This window comes from Rhizobium phaseoli, from assembly GCF_003985125.1.
Lineage (GTDB): Bacteria > Pseudomonadota > Alphaproteobacteria > Rhizobiales > Rhizobiaceae > Rhizobium > Rhizobium phaseoli.
The window spans coordinates 1-19582 of sequence record NZ_ML133608.1 but is presented as its reverse complement, the minus strand read 5'-3'; the positions used below and the strand labels follow the sequence as shown (position 1 = coordinate 19582).

The 19582-nt window shown below is 62.8% G+C and carries 18 protein-coding genes and 1 pseudogene; 6 read left to right on the top strand and 13 right to left on the bottom strand.

Going from position 1 to position 19582, the window contains the following annotated elements; genetic code table 11:
• Positions 1–85: 85 nt before the first annotated feature.
• Complete coding sequence (locus tag EFD56_RS31520; protein WP_126907090.1) at positions 86–535, bottom strand: hypothetical protein; 450 nt, start codon at positions 533–535, stop codon at positions 86–88.
• Between the two features lie 262 nt (positions 536–797).
• On the opposite strand from EFD56_RS31520, the gene EFD56_RS31515 reads away from it, so the two are divergent.
• On the top strand, positions 798–1043 hold the full coding sequence (locus EFD56_RS31515; RefSeq protein WP_004673498.1) for a DUF982 domain-containing protein: 246 nt from the start codon (positions 798–800) through the stop codon (positions 1041–1043).
• A gap of 227 nt (positions 1044–1270) precedes the next feature.
• Here the strand turns inward: EFD56_RS31515 and EFD56_RS31510 are convergent, their stop codons facing one another.
• Together EFD56_RS31510 and EFD56_RS31505 are read right to left on the bottom strand one after the other, a co-directional pair.
• Complete coding sequence (locus EFD56_RS31510; RefSeq protein WP_126907089.1) at positions 1271–1528, bottom strand: hypothetical protein; 258 nt, start codon at positions 1526–1528, stop codon at positions 1271–1273.
• Positions 1529–1586: 58 nt separating this feature from the next.
• Positions 1587–1847: a BON domain-containing protein gene (locus EFD56_RS31505; RefSeq protein ID WP_126907088.1), complete on the bottom strand. Its 261-nt coding sequence runs from the start codon at positions 1845–1847 to the stop codon at positions 1587–1589.
• Between the two features lie 177 nt (positions 1848–2024).
• Here EFD56_RS31505 and EFD56_RS31500 point away from each other — a divergent pair, with 177 nt between their 5' ends.
• Positions 2025–2291, top strand: coding sequence for a hypothetical protein (locus EFD56_RS31500; RefSeq protein ID WP_064819329.1), 267 nt, complete (start codon positions 2025–2027; stop codon positions 2289–2291).
• A gap of 101 nt (positions 2292–2392) precedes the next feature.
• Positions 2393–4453, top strand: a complete 2061-nt coding sequence (locus tag EFD56_RS31495) for an ATP-dependent helicase (RefSeq protein WP_126907087.1) — start codon at positions 2393–2395, stop codon at positions 4451–4453.
• Between the two features lie 125 nt (positions 4454–4578).
• Here the strand turns inward: EFD56_RS31495 and EFD56_RS31490 are convergent, their stop codons facing one another.
• The 6 genes from EFD56_RS31490 to mscL all read right to left on the bottom strand — a co-directional run bounded on the left by EFD56_RS31490 (position 4579) and on the right by mscL (position 12069).
• Entirely contained in the window at positions 4579–5517 is a 939-nt protein-coding gene (locus EFD56_RS31490) for an MBL fold metallo-hydrolase (protein WP_037143259.1), read from the bottom strand.
• Positions 5518–5762: 245 nt separating this feature from the next.
• The gene (locus tag EFD56_RS31485) at positions 5763–6815 is read right to left on the bottom strand and encodes an enoyl-CoA hydratase/isomerase family protein (RefSeq protein ID WP_126907086.1); all 1053 of its coding nucleotides are present in this window, start codon (positions 6813–6815) and stop codon (positions 5763–5765) included.
• 82 nt (positions 6816–6897) lie between these two features.
• The gene (locus tag EFD56_RS31480; RefSeq protein WP_126907085.1) at positions 6898–8859 is read right to left on the bottom strand and encodes a putative bifunctional diguanylate cyclase/phosphodiesterase; all 1962 of its coding nucleotides are present in this window, start codon (positions 8857–8859) and stop codon (positions 6898–6900) included.
• 113 nt (positions 8860–8972) lie between these two features.
• Positions 8973–10007 (bottom strand): UDP-glucose 4-epimerase GalE, encoded by a 1035-nt coding sequence (gene galE, locus EFD56_RS31475; protein WP_126907084.1) that lies wholly within the window; start codon positions 10005–10007, stop codon positions 8973–8975.
• A 208-nt stretch (positions 10008–10215) separates the two neighbouring features.
• A complete protein-coding gene (locus tag EFD56_RS31470) occupies positions 10216–11382 on the bottom strand; it encodes a pyridoxal phosphate-dependent aminotransferase (protein WP_126907083.1) in 1167 nt (388 codons plus the stop codon).
• Positions 11383–11631: 249 nt separating this feature from the next.
• Entirely contained in the window at positions 11632–12069 is a 438-nt protein-coding gene (gene mscL / locus EFD56_RS31465) for a large conductance mechanosensitive channel protein MscL (protein WP_004675952.1), read from the bottom strand.
• 222 nt (positions 12070–12291) lie between these two features.
• Between mscL and EFD56_RS31460 the strand changes: the two genes are divergently transcribed.
• A complete protein-coding gene (locus EFD56_RS31460) occupies positions 12292–15795 on the top strand; it encodes a PAS domain-containing hybrid sensor histidine kinase/response regulator (RefSeq protein WP_126907082.1) in 3504 nt (1167 codons plus the stop codon).
• A gap of 8 nt (positions 15796–15803) precedes the next feature.
• Here EFD56_RS31460 and EFD56_RS31455 read toward each other — a convergent pair whose 3' ends face one another.
• The gene (locus EFD56_RS31455) at positions 15804–16361 is read right to left on the bottom strand and encodes a TetR/AcrR family transcriptional regulator (RefSeq protein ID WP_126907081.1); all 558 of its coding nucleotides are present in this window, start codon (positions 16359–16361) and stop codon (positions 15804–15806) included.
• Between the two features lie 131 nt (positions 16362–16492).
• Here EFD56_RS31455 and EFD56_RS31450 point away from each other — a divergent pair, with 131 nt between their 5' ends.
• Positions 16493–17695 (top strand): MFS transporter, encoded by a 1203-nt coding sequence (locus EFD56_RS31450; protein WP_126907080.1) that lies wholly within the window; start codon positions 16493–16495, stop codon positions 17693–17695.
• A 15-nt stretch (positions 17696–17710) separates the two neighbouring features.
• On the opposite strand, the gene EFD56_RS31445 is transcribed toward EFD56_RS31450, so the two are convergent.
• Together EFD56_RS31445 and EFD56_RS31440 are read right to left on the bottom strand one after the other, a co-directional pair.
• Positions 17711–18154, bottom strand: a complete 444-nt coding sequence (locus EFD56_RS31445) for a YybH family protein (RefSeq protein WP_126907079.1) — start codon at positions 18152–18154, stop codon at positions 17711–17713.
• A gap of 121 nt (positions 18155–18275) precedes the next feature.
• The gene (locus EFD56_RS31440; RefSeq protein ID WP_126907078.1) at positions 18276–18680 is read right to left on the bottom strand and encodes a GFA family protein; all 405 of its coding nucleotides are present in this window, start codon (positions 18678–18680) and stop codon (positions 18276–18278) included.
• Positions 18681–18794: 114 nt separating this feature from the next.
• Between EFD56_RS31440 and EFD56_RS31435 the strand changes: the two genes are divergently transcribed.
• The gene (locus EFD56_RS31435; protein ID WP_037143231.1) at positions 18795–19238 is read left to right on the top strand and encodes a MarR family winged helix-turn-helix transcriptional regulator; all 444 of its coding nucleotides are present in this window, start codon (positions 18795–18797) and stop codon (positions 19236–19238) included.
• 226 nt (positions 19239–19464) lie between these two features.
• On the opposite strand, the pseudogene EFD56_RS31430 reads toward EFD56_RS31435, so the two are convergent.
• Positions 19465–19582, bottom strand: a pseudogene (locus tag EFD56_RS31430) (IS630 family transposase); the annotation flags it as partial.

Here is a 19582-nt window from a genome sequence, read left to right as displayed (position 1 = left end):
CGCTTCCGTCGCTTCGCTCCGCCGCGCCCGCCCAGGCCGATGAGGCACCAAGCAGCGCACACGACAGAATGAAAACTGTCAGGTATCATCCCGGTCCAAAGTGTCGACCATCAACCCGGTCGTTCAAACCGCACGAAGAGGACTCCATGCCAGTACAATCGGGAATGTCGGTTACCTCAAGATAATAGGGTACAAACGGAGAAAATTGCCACAGGTCGAACATTTCTCCGGTCACCAACTCTTCGCCTGGAATTGGTGTGTGGGGCCATGCAGTTGTCCCATCGAACATGCCCTCAATGTACCACCGCTCAAAGTTCTCCGACCAAGCGTAGGCAGCAATATCTATCACCCCGTCTTCACCGTACTGACGCAGGGTAGACCGCAAATATTCCCGCTGCATCCTTGAAATGACCTCGGCAGAAATACGGGTCAAGAAAGCCTCTTGCGAGGAAGTGTCTGCACTGTGAGCAAGGGCCGGCATGGCCAGCGCCGCGCAGAGAAAAGCAGCCCGGATCAATTTTCGATCGAAACCCATGTCGAGCCCTCAGCTTTCCCGACATGGTAGCGGTGGCAGCGCGGAAGCGCCATACAACTTATCTGCGACTACCCAAAATTTCTCTGGGGCTGCACGCGACTCGACCCGTCCTACGCAGGCTGGCATTCCGCCTCGTCGGCAACAAACGATTCACCATTGTTGACCGCAAAAATCTCGCTAGAATGGCTATCATGGCGGCGTCTCGCCTGAGGATAGGTGGGCGCAGCACACTTGGTTCTGTCGAAACCCTGGAGGAGCATCGATGGCAACTGAAAAATGGCACGACCCGGTCAAGGTCGGTTTCGAAGGCGCTGACCTCAAAACCGTCAACGGGCCGTTCGATGCGCTCAAATGTCTGGCGGATCTCTGGCCGAGCGCACGCGGACTGCATTATATCAAGGCGCGCAGTACCTGCCGGGCAGCACTCGACGGGCGCAAGAGCGTGGAAGAGGCAAGGGCCGAGTTCCTGGCGGCGGCCGAAGAGGCGAAGCTGAAGCTGCTGCATTAACACGGCAGGGAACGTCCGGCTGTTTTTCGATTTGTTCGGCAAAGCGTGCCGGAACGAGGCATTGTTTAATTTTCACTTAACCCTGGATCGAGCAGATGCCGGGTTTTGGCGCAAAGGGCGTTGCGCCCGGGATAGCTGTTTCGATAGAAAACACGCAGCCATCATGATGATGGTCAGAGGCTCGTCACCGGAAACGCCGGCGAGCCTCGTTCGGACAACCCTGTTTGTCAGCAGCCCGCGTCGCCGGCATTCTCCACCTCGACATAACCGACACCGATGATCGTGCCGTCAGCCGCGCGGATGAAGGATGGCAGATAATGCGGCTCGGCCGGCTGGCAGGCGACGGTGGCGGTATAGTCGTTGAGCGCGATCTGATCCTTCGGAAGCGCGGAATAGTTCGCGCCGGTTTCGAGCGAGGCATAGGCCGAGCCGGCAAAAATGCCGATGATCAGGGTGGACGCCCAGAGGCGAAGAAGGGTTTGCATGAGGGTCTCCAGCGTTTCAGATCCGGCATTTCAACACCCGGCAGCGCACTTGGTTCCCTCAGCGCCGCAACAGGCGGTTATGGACATGGCCGCGGCCGACGATGCTTTCCGCGATCTCGGCCGCCCGCTCGACATCGCCATGCCGGCGCACGAAACCTTCGAGGACGATATCGGCGCCGAGCGTGCTAACGATGATATCGCGCGCGTCGAGATCACCGGCGGCATGAAGGGCGCTCTCGACCGAAGCGCATGTCGCCGCCTCGCCATGGCCTTGCCGGCCGGGTTCGTCATGGTCGGGGAATACAGGAAACCCGATCACTGAAGCGTCTCCTGAGGTTGGTATATAAGGGTTAACGCCCGCAACAGGGCTTTCGTTGCGGTCCGCCGATCTCGACGGGATGTTCGCGCAGGATTTCTGCGGGCCAGACTTGATCGACCCTTGGCGGAAGCTGCCGCGGCTTCCATATCTGAATGCAGCCGAAAGAGGATGACGACGATGAAAGTGCTGCTGCCCGCCCTTGTTGCCGGGGTTTTGCTCGCCAACTGCTCCTCGGCCGATAGCCCGGCGCTGGACCCCATTCCGGGCAGCATCACCTATGGCGGCCAGCCGCGCACGAAGCTCACCAAATCGCCGGTCGGCAGCGCCGTCCACCACCAGTTCTACAACGGGACCGGCCAGCGCGTGGAAGAGACCTATATTCTTCAGCCAGATCGCAGCCTGAAGCTGGTGCGGCGCGTGGTGGGGCCGGATTTCCCCGATTGAGCTTGCGCCGTTCCAGGCTTGACAGCGGCGGAAATCGCGAACATTCAAGGAACATCTAATCTTCTCGCAGTGATTCTGCGGGAGCCCGACCGGACGGCTGGATGTATCTCGAAAAGCTCAATCCCCAGCAGCGCATGGCCGTCGAGCACGGCACGCTCACCGACGGCAGCCACATTGCCGGGCCGCTGCTGGTCATTGCCGGCGCCGGCTCGGGCAAGACGAATACGCTGGCGCACCGGGTCGCCCATCTGATCGTCAAGGGCGCCGATCCCCGCCGCATCCTGCTGATGACCTTCTCGCGCCGGGCGGCCGCGGAGATGGCGCGGCGCGTCGAGCGCATCTGCCGCGATGTGCTGGGTACGAATGCCGGTGTGATGGCCGATGCGCTTGCCTGGTCCGGCACCTTCCACGGCATCGGCGCGCGGCTGTTGCGCGATTATGCCCAGCAGATCGGCCTCGACGCCGATTTCACCATCCATGACCGCGAAGACAGCGCCGATCTGATCAACCTGATCCGGCACGATCTCGGCTTCTCCAAGACGGAAAGCCGGTTTCCGGCCAAGGGCACCTGCCTTGCCATCTATTCGAGGGCCGTGAATTCGGAAACCGCGCTCGACCAAGTGCTGCGGGACGCCTTTCCCTGGTGCGCGGCGTGGGAAAAACAGCTGCGCGAGCTTTTCGCCTGCTATGTCGAGGCCAAGCAGAGCCAGAATGTGCTCGATTACGACGACCTTCTGCTCTACTGGGCGCAGATGGTCGGCGAGAGCGTGATTGCCGAGGATATCGGCAGCCGCTTCGACCATGTGCTGGTCGACGAATATCAGGATACCAACCGGCTGCAGGCCTCGATCCTGATGGCGCTGAAGCCGCAAGGCCAGGGCCTGACCGTCGTCGGCGACGATGCGCAGTCAATCTATTCCTTCCGCGCAGCGACAGTCCGCAACATCCTCGACTTTCCCGCAGCCTTCAGCCCGCCCGCCAATATCGTCACGCTCGACCGCAACTATCGCTCGACGCAGCCGATCCTGACAGCCGCCAACGCCGTCATCGATCTCGCCTCGGAGCGCTTCACCAAAAACCTCTGGACCAAGCGGCAATCGGCCGAGCGGCCGCGCCTCGTGACGGTGCGCGACGAGGCCGATCAGGCGCGTTATGTCGCCGACAAGGTGCTCGACAATCGCGAGGAAGGCCTCAAGCTCAAGCAGCAGGCGGTGCTGTTCCGCGCCTCGCATCACAGCGGGCCGCTGGAGGTCGAGCTGACCCGGCGCAATATTCCCTTCGTCAAGTTCGGCGGGCTGAAGTTTCTCGACAGCGCTCATGTCAAGGATATGCTGGCGGCCCTTCGCTTCGCGCAGAACCCGCGCGACCGGGTGGCGGGCTTCCGGCTGATGCAGATCCTGCCCGGCGTCGGACCGTCGACGGCGCAGAAGGCGCTCGATCTGATGGCCGAGGATGCGAGCCCGCTGACGGCGCTTGCCGCCATGCCGGCGCCGCCGCGCTCCGGCGAAGACTGGACGGCATTCGTTTCGATGCTGCAGGAGATGAAATCCGGCAAAGCCGGCTGGCCGGCGGAAATCGAGCTGGCGCGGCAATGGTACGCGCCGCATCTGGAACGGCTGCATGAGGACGCGGCGACCCGGCAGGCCGATCTCTTACAGCTCGAGCAGATTGCCGGCGGTTATGCCTCGCGCGAGCGTTTCCTCACCGAGCTCACCCTCGATCCGCCGGATGCGACGAGCGACCAGGCCGGCGTGCCGCTGCTCGACGAGGACTACCTCATCCTCTCGACCATCCACTCGGCCAAGGGCCAGGAGTGGACGAGGGTCTTCATGCTGAATGTCGTCGACGGCTGCATTCCGAGCGATCTTGCCGTCGGCGCCACCGCCGAAATCGAGGAAGAACGCCGGCTGCTCTATGTGGCGATGACGCGCGCCCGCGACGGTCTCGACCTCGTCGTGCCGCAGCGCTTCTTCACCTATGGGCAGAATGCGCAGGGCGATCGGCATGTCTATGCCTCGCGCAGCCGCTTCATTCCGGCGACCCTGCTGCAATTCTTTGAGGCCTGCAGCTGGCCGCAGGTGAAATCGGATGCCGCCGCGCAAGCCCAGGCGCGGCAGGTGCGTATCGATGTCGGCGCCCGCATGCGCGGCATGTGGCGATAATGCATGTCGCCCGGAAGTGTGCAGCGGTTCCGGGACAACGACATGCATAAAACCAAAAACTATCGCGCGCAGCAGGCAATCCGATCCTGCGGCGCGCTTTGGTTCGTCTCTAACCTGGCAGGTGCTCAGTAGTCCCAGAACACCGGCACCCAACGGAAGACGTCGCCGTCGACCGCCACCCGGCCGACCGACGGGAACGGCAGGTGGGTGGCCACCAGCTGTTCGCCATTCGCCGCCAGCTCCCTGAGAAGATCGATGCGAACGCGAGCGGCCTCCTCGGGATCGTGTTCGAAACCATTGTACCAATCGGGGTGCTCGAAGCCGACCGCAAACACAGCATCGCCGGCGAAAGTCAGGCGGTCGCCGCCGGATGCCAGGCGGACCACGCTATGGCCGGGGGTATGGCCGCCGGTGCGTTGGACGACCACACCCGGCGCCACCTCGGACCGCTCGTCGAACAGGTTGAGATGGCTGCCATACTCGCTGAGGAACCGCTTTGCCGTAGCCCGAAGCGCATCCGGAAAGCCGGGCGGCATGGATACGTGGCTGAAATCGGGCGCCTCCCAGAACTTGGTCTCCGCAGCCGCCACGTGGATCCTGAGATCAGGACGCAGCCGGTCCTTCACGCCATCGACCAGCAGCCCGCCGATGTGATCCATGTGCAGGTGGGTGAGCACCACATCGGTCACCGATGCCAGGTCGATGCCGGCACCCGCCAGTCGCTTGATCAACTGCCCGGCGCGCGGCAAGTTCAAGTCCGGATCCAGGCCCAGCCCCGCGTCGATGAGGATGGTCTGCCCGCCGCTGCGCACGAGGACCACGTTCAACGCCCAGTCGAAAGCGTCTCGCGGCAGGAACATATCGTCCAGCCAGACTGCCCGGTCAGCGGCGTCGGCGTTGTGTCCCAGCATCGTCGTCGGGAGCGGCAACACGCCATCGCTGATGATCAGCACTTCAATTTCGCCGATCCGCACCGCATAGCGCGACGGAACCAGTTCTTCGGGCTTCGGCCTGCCAGGCTCCTGCCGACCAGTCGTACGGGGTTTTGCTTCTGCCTGCGACATGATGCGCTCCTGTTTGTTCGTGATCGAGAGATGTCGAATAGGGTCACGTCGCGGACCCTATGCCGAAGCGTGGTTGACGGTCGATCAGTTCAAAGGAGAGGGAAAGCTAGGCTTTAGCACAGGCCGGCCTACGGTTTCGGCGCGTCACGCCGAAGACTTGGTGTTGAAGAGGCTGGCATCAGGACGCAGGGGCTCTCGCCCGCCGCACGGTGCCGCGCGCATCCAGCATTCCGAGGATGAGAGCGTCAGAGAAAAAGCGGCGGCTCGGCCGGTTTCAGGAATTTCGCGATCGTTTCCGCCTTCACGGCCTCGACAGAGGCTGGCGACCATTTCGGATTGCGGTCCTTATCGATGACGGCGGCGCGGATGCCCTCGAAGAAGTCGGGACTATCCAGCATCTGCAGGCAGGCGCCGAGTTCGCGGCCGAGGCATTCGGCGAGCGAGGCGCTGCGGCGGCCGGCCCTCAAGAGCTGCAAAGCAAGCTTCAGGCTGGTCGGCGAGCGCGCCAGCAGCACACGGCGCGTCTCAGCGGCAAATTCGCCATCCTCCACGTCGAGCGCAGCCAGAATCTCCTCGACGCTGTCGAAACGGAAAGCGCGGTCGATCATTGTCGCGTTCTGCCGCAGCCGGCTTTCGCCCGGAGGTTCTGCGTACACCTGCAAGATACCATCGACATTCCCCGACGAACTGCCGCGCGGCAGGCCCGACAATGTCTCGATCACTTCGCCGAGCCGCGACGAGGCGATCTGAAAATCGGCAAGGCGGGCATAGATCGCATCCGCCGCGCCGATATCGAGCCCGGTCAGGCCGAGCCATGTTCCGGCCTCGCCGGGTGCCTTCGGCAGCAACCAGGTGGCGCCGACGTCGGGGACGTAGCCGATGCCGGTTTCCGGCATGGCAAGACGGGTGCGCTCGGTGACGATGCGGTGGCGGCCGTGTGAGGACAGGCCGACGCCGCCGCCCATGGTGATGCCATCCATCAGCGCGACATAGGGTTTGGGGTAGACGGCGATCATATGGTTGAGACGGAATTCTTCCCGCCAGAAGGTTCCGGCGAGGTCGTCGCCGGCCCGGGCGCTCTCATGCAGGGCGCGGATATCGCCGCCGGCGCAGAAACCGCGTTCGCCCTCCCCTGTTGCCACGACGGCCGCCACCTCGGCGTCGCGGGCAAAGCCATCCAACGCCTCGGTGATCATCCGGATCATCGCCAGCGTCAGGCTGTTCAGCGCCCGCGGCCGGTTGAGCCGGATGATGCCGGCAGTGCCTCGCCGCTCGATGATGACTTCGCTGTCCTGCATGGTTCACCTCCGCTGTTGGAACATGCATAGACGACGATGCAAGATCGCTCCAGAGCATTTCCGGTCAGCCGTGGTTGATCGGTCAGGCCGACAGCGAATCCCGGGCGGATGCTTTTGCGTCGCAGCGAGCGGCATAGTCGATGGCGAGTTCCAGCGGCAGCGGCCGCGAAAAATAATAGCCCTGCGCCAGGCGAACGCCGATCGCCTTCAGCCCCTCGGCGATCGCTTCGCTTTCGACGCCCTCGGCGACCGAGGCGATGCCGAGGTTCTGGCAGAGGTTGGCGACCGAACGGGTGATGTTCATGCACCGGGCGTCACGGTCGAAATTCATCACGAACCCCTTGTCGATCTTCAGCTTGTCGAAGGCGAGGCGATGAATGTGGCTGAGGCTCGAAAATCCGGTGCCGAAATCGTCGAGTGCGATCGAGATGCCGGCGGCGCGCAGCATCGTGATCACCCGGTCGGCGGTGTCGAAATCGGAGAGCAGCGCGGTCTCGGTGATTTCGAATTCGATGCGCCGGGGATCGAGGCCGGAGCGGGTGATCATGGCCAGCAGCGCCATCGAGGTCTCGTGGTCGCAGATATCGCGGGCCGAGAGATTGAAGGACAGCCGCAGATGGCGCGGCATGATCGCCAGCGCTTCGAGCGCTTGGGCAAAGAGAATGCGCGTCATGCGGCCGATCACGGCGGTGCGCTCGGCGGCAGGGATGAAGGCTGAGGGACTGATGCGGCCGAAGCGGGCGCTGTCCCAGCGGGCGAGCGCCTCATAGGCGACGACGCGGCCGCTCTGCAATTCGACGATCGGCTGATAATCGAGCTTCATTTCGCTGGCGAAGTCATTTGCCTGCAGCTCCAGTTCGATCAGGTGGCGCTGGGTCAGGATCTTCTCATGATCGGCCGAGAAGAATTCGACGCCGCTGCTGCGCTTGCTCTTGACCTGATAGAGGGCGAAATCCGCCTTCTCGTAAAGATCTTCGGCGGTGTAACTGCCGGCTTCGGGATAGACGATGCCGCAGGAGCCGAAAACGCGGACCGAGCCGTCGGGGATTTCGTAAGGGTTGCGGACGGTGGCGCAAAGCGCCTGACCGAGATCGGTGATTGCCTGGCGCGTCATCGAACAGGGAAAGATGATGCCAAATTCATCGCCGCCGAGACGCGAGACGATGCCCGCCTCGCCGACCAGCACCATGAAGCGCCGCGCCGTCTCCTTGAGCACGAGATCGCCGGCGGCATGACCGAAGACGTCGTTGACCGGCTTGAAGCCGTCGAGATCGATGATGCCGATGACGGGCGGGGTCGACGGATTTTTCTGCAGCCGTTCTTCCAGTGAGAGGAAGAAGCTGCGGCGATTGGCAAGGCCGGTCAGTTGGTCCTGCAGCGCGTTGCGGCTGTTGACGAGGTTCAGCTCCTCGGCTTCCTCCTGCTTGTGCTTCAGCTCCTCGGTCAATTGCACCAGGCCGACGAAATTCTGGAAATAGCTGTTGATCACCCTGAGGAAGGGCAGGATCAGGAAAAGGCCGCTGACGGCGGTGGCGACGAATACCGGGTTGCCGGAGAACATGAAGGTCGCGATCATGGCCGAGAAGGTGATGACCGTGGTCATCGCCGCCGCCATCGGCAGGTGCATCAGGCAGAAGATGCAGGAAATGCCGGTGACGACGAGGAAATAGGCGATCTGGCCCTGCTGCGAAGCGTCGCCATATTGGTAAAGCGCGATCGACCAGCTGCCGAAGGCGACAGTCAGGATGCCGGCGCCCGAGATGGTCACCTTCATCAGCCTATAGGCCCGCTCGGCGGTGATGTTTTCCTTGCCTCTGATCTCCCACCAGCAGAGTCGGAAGACACAGACGACGCTCAAGGCCACCGGAATATAGAGCGACAGCCACAGGGGCGCGGATTGGAGATGGGTGATCGCCACCGCAAGCGCATTGATGACCAGCAGGATATAGAGAATGGGGATCTGCGACGACAGGGCCCGAAACTGCGCCATCAGAAGCGTCGGATTGTCTTTTCGCAGCTGCAATGAGGCCAGAAAGTTCTTCATCTTCTCTTATCCGTCGGCCGGAGCCAGCCAGAGAATGCTTGGTGTTTCCTTATTCACGTAGCGCATGGGCCCGCCGGCGCGGGGATTGTAAGCAGGCTGCCGCCGCGCACCGTTCAGAACGATGCGGCGGCAAGCGCCCGGTGGATGCTGTGCAGGTCGTCGATATTTCTGTTCGACAGGAAGAGCTCCCAATCGAGTGAGCTCTGGACGATGGTCTCGAGCGAATCGTGGCGGGGCTTCCAGTCGAGCACCTGCCGGGCGAGCGAAGCGTCGGCGACGACGCTGGCCGAATCCCCCGGGCGGCGCGGCGCCATATGGATCTTGAAGGAATGCCCGTGCAGGCGGGTGACCATGTTCAGGACGTCGAGCACCGAATAGCCGCTGCCGTAACCGCAATTGGCAACCAGCGAGCCGTTGTCTTTGCGCAGATGCTGCAGCGCTTTCAGATGGGCATCGGCAAGATCGGTGACATGGATGTAGTCGCGCACGCCGGTGCCGTCATGGGTGGGATAGTCGATGCCGTAGACATGGATGCTGTCGCGTTTGCCGAGTGCTGCCTCGCAGGCGACCTTGATCAGATGCGTGGCCCCCGCGGTCGACTGGCCGGTGCGGCGATCGGGGTCGGCGCCGGCGACGTTGAAGTAACGGAGCGCGACATAGTTGAAATCATAGGCGGCGGCGGCATCACGCAGCATGAATTCGGTCATCAGCTTCGACTGGCCGTAGGGATTTTCCGGATTGAGGGAGGCATTCTCCTTCACCGGCAGGTCGTTCTGCTGCTGACCGTAGACGGCCGCCGTCGACGAAAAGACGAAATTGCGGATGCCGGCCTTGATCGCGGCGGAGAGAAGCGCGCGGGTCTTGCCGGAGTTGTTGTCGTAATAGGAAAGCGGATCGGCGACCGAGACCGGGACGACGGCGGAGCCGGCGAAATGCATGATCGCCTCGATGTCGTTTTCGATGAAGATTTTCTTCAGGATGTCGGGATCGGCAATGTCGCCGAGGTAGAAACGTGCCGCCGGCGCCACGGCCCAGCGAAAGCCGGTGGACAGGCGGTCGAGCACGACCACATCCTCGCCCGCATCGATGAGCGCCCAAACCATGTGACTGCCGATATAACCGGCCCCGCCCGTCACCAAAACCGCCATGTCCCACACCCCTGCTTTCGCTTTTTAGAAGCAGGGGCATCAGGCGCCGGTTTTTCTTTCCAATTTTATTATCAAACGGCCGCTCGGAACCCTTTGAACGCTTATGTTTGAAGTCGTGGTTAGAGACCGATTTCGCGCTTTGCTCAAGTTTTAGCGATCCGGCCGTTCCGGCACAAAATTCGTCCGGCGCGGCTGCCGCCGGCCACCCTCAGAGTTTGACGATATAGTCGCAGAGACGCTCGGCAGCGACCGCCACCTGGCTGGGGTCGCGCAGGAAACAGGCGCGCAGGAACAGCTCGCCGCCGGCCCCGAAAGCGGTCCCGGGGGCGAGACCGACGCCCGTCTTGTCAACGATATCGATGGCGGCCCGGCGGCTGTCGATGACCCCGTCGATCTTCAGGAAGGCATAGAGCGCGCCGTCCGGCTTCAGCGTCTCGACGCGGTTGGTGGCGACAAGCGCATCGCAAAGGATGTCGCGGGAACGGGCGGCCTTGGCGATATTGGCGCGCACGAAATCGTCGCCCTGATCGAGCGCCGCGACGGCGCCCTTCTGCATGAACTGCGCCACACCCGATGTCGAATATTGGATGAGGTTTTCGAGCACCTGTCCCATCTCGGGCGGTGCGACGATCCAGCCGACTCGCCAGCCGGTCATCGACCAGTTCTTCGAGAAGGAATTGACGAAGATGATCTTGTCACCCTCTTCCATGATGTCGAGGAAGGAGGGCGCGCGGCCGCCGGCAAAGTGATAGAGCGCGTAGATTTCATCCGCCATGATCCAGAGATCATGTTTGCGGGCAAGCGCCAGGATTTCGCCGAGATCCTTTCCGGTTGCGGTCCAGCCGGTCGGGTTCGAGGGCGTATTGATGAACAGACCCCGGGTCCTTGGCGTGATCGCGGCTTCGATGCGGTCGAGATCGAGCCCCCATTTGCCGCCTTCGAACTGCAGTTCGACGCCGACCGAGCGCGCGCCGGCTATTTCGAGCGCGGCAGCGATATTCGGCCAGGCCGGGGTGAGATAGACGAATTCGTCGCCGGGAGAGGTCAGCGCCTGCACGGAGATCTGGATCGCCTGCATGCCGGAGCCGGTGACATAAAAATGCTCGACCGGCAGGCGGACGGAAAAATGTCTGAAATAATAATCCGACAGCGCCCGGCGAAGCTCGGGAATGCCGCGCTGCCAGGTGTAGAAGGTCTCGCCGGCGGCCAGCGCCTGCATCGCCGCCCGGCTGATGAAATCGGGCGTCGGCAGATCGCCCTCACCCACCCAGAGCGGCAGCAGGCCTTCGCGGCCGCGGGCATAATTGACAACTTCGACGATCCCGCTTTCGGGCGCCGCCACGGCGCGCGGGCTGAGGCTGTTCACGATCGACATGCATATCTCCGGTTTTCGCCTTCATAAAAGATTTATGCCGGCAAATCTCATGATATCCGGTGATGGCACATCGATTTTCGTGATGAATGGCCGGGCCGGCCGACGGAAAAAATCCCTCTGGCGCCTGCCCCTCATCCGCCTGCCGGCACCGACCGGGGTCGAGGCGAGTGACTCGACCCCGGTCGGGTTAGGGTGAGGGGCAGCTATCGACGCGAACGGACAGCAGCGGGCCTTACGCAGGGGCCTGGATCAAACCGCTGGGCGCCTGGCGAGGAGATCGCGGATCTCCGTCAGCAGTTGAACGTCCGCCGGCGGCGGGGGTAGCTCTTCCGGTGCGGCCTCCTCCTGGCGCTCGACCTGCATGCGCAAATAGTTCACGCCCTTGACCATCAGGAAGATGATCCAGGCAAGGATCAGGAAGTTGATGAGCACGGTGAGGAAGCTGCCATAGGCAAAGACGGCGCCCTGCGCGCGGGCCGCGGCAAGCGTCGGCGCGTTGACGGCGGACGAGAGCGGCAGGAAGTAATTAGAAAAATCGAAGCCGCCGAAAATGGCGCCGACGATCGGCATGATAAGGTCATCGACCAAAGATTTGACAATGCCGCCGAAGGCGCCGCCGATGATGACGCCGACTGCAAGATCCATGACATTGCCGCGGGCGATAAAGGCCTTGAACTCATTGAGCATCCGATCCGTCTCCCTTCGATCCATTTCAGAGATATGCAGTTGTTTTCATTAGCTACATCTTCACTGCAATTAATCAATTGCAAATCGCAATAATCAGGCCGAAGTCTGCGTGCAGCCTTTGACTTAAGGCGTAGACGGCCGGGAATTTTCAAGGCTCCTGAAATGACTTAAGCTCACCTGCATTGCGGGAGGTGCCGGCGGCTTTTCGCCGGCGGAGGGTCAATGCTTCCAGGCTGGGTTATATTCGCGTCTGCCTTCGGCTATCTGCTGCTGCTTTTCGCCGTGGCAAGCTATGGCGACCGCAAGAACCGCGGCCCGGGTGCGCTGGAAGGCGGATGGCCCGTCGTCTATGCGCTGAGCCTGGCGATCTACTGTACCTCCTGGACCTATTTCGGCAGCGTCGGGCTTGCCGCGCAGCGCGGCCTGGAATTTGCCGGCATCTATATCGGTCCCATTCTGGTCTTCACGCTCGGCATGCCGCTGCTTCGCCGCATCATCGAGCTTGCCAAGGCGGAGAAGCTCACCTCAGTCGCCGATTTCGTCGCCGCACGCTACGGCAAGAACCCGACGGTCGCCACCATCGTCGCGCTGATCTCGCTGATCGGCACCATCCCCTACATCGCGCTGCAATTGAAGGCGATCTCAAGCACCGTCAGCGCCATGGTCAATCCATCCGATTACGGCATCGGCAGCGGCAATCTCTATTTCCTCGACCTGCCGCTCGTCGCGACGCTGGTGCTTGCCTGCTTCGCCATCATGTTCGGCACCCGGCATACCGATGCGACGGAACATCAGGACGGCCTGATCCTGGCCGTCTCGATGGAATCGGTGGTCAAGCTCGTCGCCTTTCTGACGGCCGGCCTCTGTGTCATCTGGTTTCTGTTCGACGGTCCGAGCGATCTCTGGCAGAAAACCGTCAGCAATGACCTCGTCATGTCGGCGCTGAATTATCATACGCCGATCAGCCGCTGGCTCACGCTGATCCTGTTGTCGGCCTTCGCGATCATCATGCTGCCGCGGCAATTTCACGTGACGGTCGTGGAAAACCGGACGGCAAAACAGCTGAAACTCGCCGGCTTCCTGTTTCCCGTCTACCTCATCGCGATCAATCTCTTCGTGCTGCCGGTGGCGATCGGCGGGCTCTTGACCTTCGGCGGCGCCGGCAATGCCGATTTCTACATGCTGTCGCTGCCGCTTGCCGGCGAGATGCCGGTGGTTTCGCTGATCACCTTCATCGGCGGCTTCTCCGCCGCAACGGCGATGGTCATCGTCGATTCGGTGGCGCTGTCGATCATGGTGTCGAACGACATCATCATGCCGATCTTCCTCCGGCGCAAACTCGCCGGCCGCGCCGGCCAGCGCGACGATTTCGCCAAGACGCTGCTCAACATCCGCCGCAGCGCCATCTTCGCCGTGCTGCTGTTCGGCTATGCCTATTACCGCTCGACCGACAGCACCGCCGGCCTCGCCTCGATCGGCCTTCTCTCTTTCGCCGCGATCGCCCAGATCGCCCCAGCGCTCTTCGTCGGGCTGATCTGGCGGCGGGCAAATGCGCGCGGCGCCATCCTCGGGCTGACGTCCGGCTTCGTCATCTGGATCTACCTGCTGTTCCTGCCGTCGCTCGGCGGCCCCGATTATTCGCATGTGGCAAGCGCCGTGCTCGGCTTCATCTTCCCCGGCGCGACGCTGTTTACCGCGCCCGACGCCGACCCGCTGGTCAATGCGACCGTGATGAGCCTGCTCGTCAACACCGCTTTCGTCCTCGTCGGATCGCTCACCCGCAATGCCAGGCCGCTGGAGCGCATCCAGGCCGGCATTTTCGTCAAACGGCATTCACGCTCGCAATTTGCCACGCGCGGCTGGAAGACCCGCATCAGCGTCGGCGATCTCAAGGCGGCGATCTCGCGCTATCTCGGCGAGGAACGCATGCAGCGCTCGCTGACGACCTATGAGCAAAGTTCCGGCCGCAAGCTGGAGGACGAGCAGCCGGCAGACATGGCGCTGATCCATTTCAGCGAACAACTACTCGGCAGCGCCATCGGCTCCTCCTCGGCGCGGCTGGTGCTGTCGTTGATCCTGCAGAAGATCGAGGATGCCTCGTCCGACACCGCCTGGCTGCTCGACCAGGCGAGCGAGGCGCTGCAATATAACCAGGACATGCTGCAGACGGCGCTTTCGCAGATGGACCAGGGCATTGCCGTCTTCGACAGCTCCAACCGGCTGACGATCTGGAACCGCCGCTTCCGGCAATTGCTCGAGCTGCCGGAGAATGCCGGCCAGGTCGGTTTTCCCCTGGCCGATATCGTCACCATTCTCAGCCAGCGCGGCGACATCGCGCCCGGCGACCTGCAGCAGACGGTGCGGCATTTCCTGACGCTCGACAAACCCTTCGCGCTGGTGCTCGGCGGCTGCCAGCGGATCATCGAGGTGCGCTCCAACGCCATGCCCGACAAGGGCATCGTCGCCACCTTCACCGACATCACCCAGCGCGTCAGTGCCGATCAGGCGCTGAAGCAGGCGAACGAGACGCTGGAGCAGCGCGTCGCCGAACGCACGGCCGAGCTTACCCGCGTCAACCGCGAACTCGCCGAAGCGCGGGCCGCCGCCGACGAGGCGAATATCGGCAAGACCCGTTTCTTCGCCGCCGCCGGCCACGACATCTTGCAGCCGCTCAACGCCGCCAGGCTCTATTCCTCGGCGCTGGTCGAGCGCATGGCGCAATCCGACAACAGCCCGATCGTGCGCAACATCGATTCGGCGCTGGAATCGGTCGAAACCATTCTCGGCGCGGTGCTCGATATCTCCAGGCTCGATACCGGCGCCATGCGGCCGCGGCTCGCCTCCGTCGCGCTTTCCGACCTGTTGGAGCGGATCGAGACCGATTTCGCCCCGATCGCCCGGGAAAAACAGCTGAAGCTGGTGGTCGTGCCGACCTCGCTGCGCGTGCGCTCCGACCCCAACCTGCTGCGCCGGCTCGTGCAGAATCTCGTGTCCAACGCCATCAAATACACGATCACCGGCAAGGTACTGGTCGGGGCGCGGCGGCGCGGCAATCAGGTGATCATCCAGGTGATCGATTCCGGCATCGGCATTCCGCCATCGAAATTCCGCACGGTGTTCAAGGAATTCGCGCGGTTGGACGAAGGGGCAAAAACCGCCTCCGGCCTCGGGCTCGGCCTTTCGATCGTCGATCGCATCGCCCGCGTTCTCAATCATCCGGTCGAGCTGCAGTCGACACATGGCAGGGGAACGGAATTCCGCATCGCCATGCCGCTCGACGTCTCGCGCCCGGCCGAGGCCGTCGCGGCCGTCGCGCCGGCCGACCGCCCCGCACAGCCGCTCAAGGGGCTGAAGGTGCTCTGTATCGACAACGAGCCGAAAATTCTCGAAGGCATGCGGCTGCTGCTCAGCGGTTGGGGCTGCGCGGTGACGGCGGTGGATTGCCTGGCCGATGTGATCGCAGGTGACGGCCGTGACGGACCGCCGGATCTCGTCATCGCCGATTATCATCTCGACGACGGCACCGGCATTGCCGCAATCCTTCATCTGCGCCGGCAGTTCGGTGTCGATATCCCCGCCTTGCTGGTTACCGCCGACCGGACGCCGGAGGTGCGCAGCGAGGCCGAGCGGCACGACATCGCCGTTCAGCACAAGCCGGTGCGGCCGGCGGCGCTGCGCGCCTACATCACCCAGATATCCGGGTTGAAACGCGCGGCTGCGGAATAAGAGGCCGTTCAGTCGCTGGCGCGCACGACACGCGAAACCAGATCGCGCACATGCGTCGTATCCGGCACGTCGGCGAACAGGATGCGATACATGATCGGCGCCACCACCTGATCCATGACGCTGTCGACGTCGGGGAAGCTCTCGCCACGACGTTTTGCCCTTTCGGCAATGACGACGATCTGCTGACGCGTATATTCTGCGCATTTGCAGGCATTGACGCCGGCCTGTGCCGCCAGCACGTCACGGATCATCTCGCGCCCCGGCCCCGAGGCCATTTCCTCGGCATATTGCTCCGCCCAGGCTTCAAGATCGGCCTTGCCGCTGCCGGCGTCGACCGGCTGCATGTCCGGCCGCAGGCGCTCGACGGCGACATCGGCAAGCAGCTCCTGCAGATCGCCCCAGCGGCGATAGATCGTCGAGGGCGTCACACCCGCCCTGGCGGCGATCAACGGGATGGTCACCTCGGCGCGGTTCATCTCGGCCAGCAACTCGCGGACCGCTTTGTGCACCGAGGCCTGAACCCGGGCGCTTCTGCCGCCCGGCCGGAGATTTTCTTTAACTGCCATCCCTACGCCCGCCCCCCGGCACCGATAGTTCAAAATCTTTGACAGAACCATAAACGCAAATAATTTGCCTTTACGGCACAGCCGGCTTACATGGAGCTAACGCAACGGCTTAGCTTTAAGAGGGCTTATATATGGTCGCCGCAGCCAAATCCACAGAGAATGCGCCGAGCCCCTCGATCGGTTTCCATGCGCTGACGCTCGCCACTTTTTTCGGGGCCTCGGCGGCGCCGACGCCGCTCTATCGGATCTATCAAGAAAACTTCTCGCTCTCGCCGGTGCTGATCACGGTGGTCTTCGCCGTCTACGCCTTCGCCTTGCTGGCGGCGCTTTTGACCGCCGGTTCGATCTCCGACCATCTCGGCCGCAAGCCGGTGATCTTCTTCGCCCTTGTGCTCGAAATCGCCGCCATGGGCCTCTTCGTCGTCGCCAGCGGCCCCGGCTGGCTGATCGCGGCGCGGATCGTGCAGGGTGTTGCGACCGGGATTGCCGGCGCCTCGCTCGGCGCCGCTCTCGTCGATGTCGACCGGGCCGAAGGGCAGATCGTCAATTCGATCGCGCCGCTATGCGGCATGGCGGTCGGCGCGGTCGGCACCAGCGCCCTGATCCAATATGGCCCTTTCCCGATGCATCTCATTTATGCGCTGCTGCTTCTTGCCTTCATGCTGCTCGCAGCCGCCATCTGGCTGACGCGCGAGACCGGCGGCCGGCGGCCGGGCGCCCTCGGCTCGCTGATCCCCAGGGTCGCCATTCCGCCGCAGGTGAAATGGCCACTGTCGCTGGTGACGCCGATCAATATCGCCAACTGGACGCTTGCCGGCTTCTACCTTTCGCTGGTGCCGTCGGTGGTCGCCAGCACGACCGGCAGCAGGGCGCCGCTGACCGGTGGGGCTGTCGTGACCGCGCTGATGGTCAGCGGCGCGATCGCCGTCTATCTCAGGCGCGGCAAGACGGCATCGGCCAATCTCGGTTTCGGCGTATCGGCCAAGACGCTCGGCATCCTGACGGTCGTTGCCGGGGTGCATCTCGCCAATGTGCCGCTGCTGCTGATCGGCACCGTCTTCACCGGCGCCGGCTTCGGCACCAATTTCCTCGGCGCGATCGGCACCATCATGCCGCTCGCCAAAGCGGATGAGCGCGCCGGCCTGCTTGCCGCCTTCTACCTCCAGAGCTATCTCGCCTTCAGCCTGCCGGCGATCCTGGCCGGCTTCCTGGCGAAATCGGCCGGCTATGGCCTGACGACCGATATCTATGCGACGGCAATCCTGCTTCTGATGGGCGTCGGGATCGTCGCCGTCCGGAGTGGCCGGCGGAAGCTGGCGGAGAACCCTGCCTGACATCCGAGGTTCGCGTCACGGCTTCAGATCGAGCAAAGCGCGGCCGCTGCCATCCATGGCGAAGGGCACCGAGGCGTGCTGGTGGGCGACGATCCAATGCCCGTCACGCTTGACGAGGCCGAGGGTCTGGCGGAACCAGAGATCGACCGCGGTGCCATCGGTCTTGGTCCCGGTCATGCGCAGAAGACCGCTCCAGAACGCGACATCGCCGCCGACCGTCAATTTGGCATCGCGCACTTCGCCGCCGATCGGGCCGTCCCACGTGTCGAACCACGCCTGCAGGCCCGCTTCGTCCCGGCCGTAGTGGACGAGCGGCGGCGCCAGGGAAAATTCGACGGAATCCTCGGCCTCGTAGGAAAGCACGTCCCTGGCATTCTTTTCGCCCAGCGCCTTAGCCCGCATCATCAGCATGGCGATGATCGCGTCTTCCTCGAGATTGACATTCGCTTCGTCTTTCACGGCCGTTCTCCTTCTCTGTTACGGACAGAGGACGTGCGGAAGGAGAACAATCCGACAATGATGCAGTTCCGATTGCACAATTCCGGATATAGGCCTGCTGTTCAATTTCCCTGGAATTGCTTCAGAGATAACTCGTCACTTCAGGCTCGTTCCACCAGGCATCGTGCCTGCCGTCGGCGTAACGCACCGGCAGCGCCGCCAGTTCCTCAGGGGTGATATCGTCGAGGCAAGCGATGTTGATCGAGACATAGGCGCCGCCGATCGCCTCGACATAACCGTCGCCGAAGGCGGGCACGCCGCAAGTGCGGCAGAAGCGGTGATGGCCGCTCATCGTGTTGAACTGATAGTCGGCCATGACAGCCTCATCGCACATCAGCCGGAAATCCTCCGGTTTGACGTTGGCGCCCCAGTAACGCTGCTTGGCGCAGATCGAACAATTGCAGCGGCCGGTGCCTGCTTGGAGGTCGATATCCACCTCGTAGTGCACTTTGCCGCAATGGCAGCTTCCCTTGTAGGTCTTCTTCATGGTGGGTTCCTCCTCACCGTTGCATCGGCCTCGCAGATATGACAATATGTTGTCATTATGAATGAGATACAAAATAGACAACATGTTGTCAAACGGAATCGACCGGAGCGGACGATGGAGGGAAATGCCTTTTCCGCCTTCGCAATCACCGCCCTTCGCCTCGCCGGCCATCTGACGGCGGCGGGCGACCAGCTGGCCAAGCCGGCAGGCCAGACCAGCGCCCGGTGGCAGGTGCTGGCCGCGGCAAGGCGCGGCGACATGTCGGTGGCGCAGATCGCCCGCACGCTCGGCCTCGCCCGCCAGGGCGTGCAGCGGCTTGCCGATGTGCTGGAGGATGAAGGGCTGACCGCCTATGCCGACAACCCGCAGCACCAGCGCGCCAAGCTGGTGCGGTTGACGGCGGAAGGCGCCGCCCGGCTCGGCGTCATCGAGATGGCACAGGCCGGATGGGCGGATGGGCTGGGCGCTGCGTTTACACCAGCCGAACTCGATGCGGCGCGGGCGGTGATGGCGCGGGTGATGGAGATGCTGGAGGGCGGTGAGGCCGCTGGCGGCTGAGGTCGCACCCTGAGCGCAAGCGTAGAGACCAGCCAGAAACGCAAAAAGGCCGGGTTAACCCGACCTTCCCTGCCATCTCGACGAACCGTGCCAGTACATCCGTGGTCACGATCCGGAGATGATATTCAAAGCCTTCCTGCATAATTCCTTAAATCGGAATCGATCTAAGGACAAAATTATGCAGCAAGTCAAAGTGTTACAGCGTCCTTTGCGCGTCTAGAGCGTTTCAGGTTTTCACGGAAGCATATCCGGCATTGGCGAAGTAGTTGCTGCATTCGCTGGGCTCGATGGTTGTGACGAGGTGTCCGATGTGGCGCCAGGTGTCATCGATGGTTCGCTTCTGA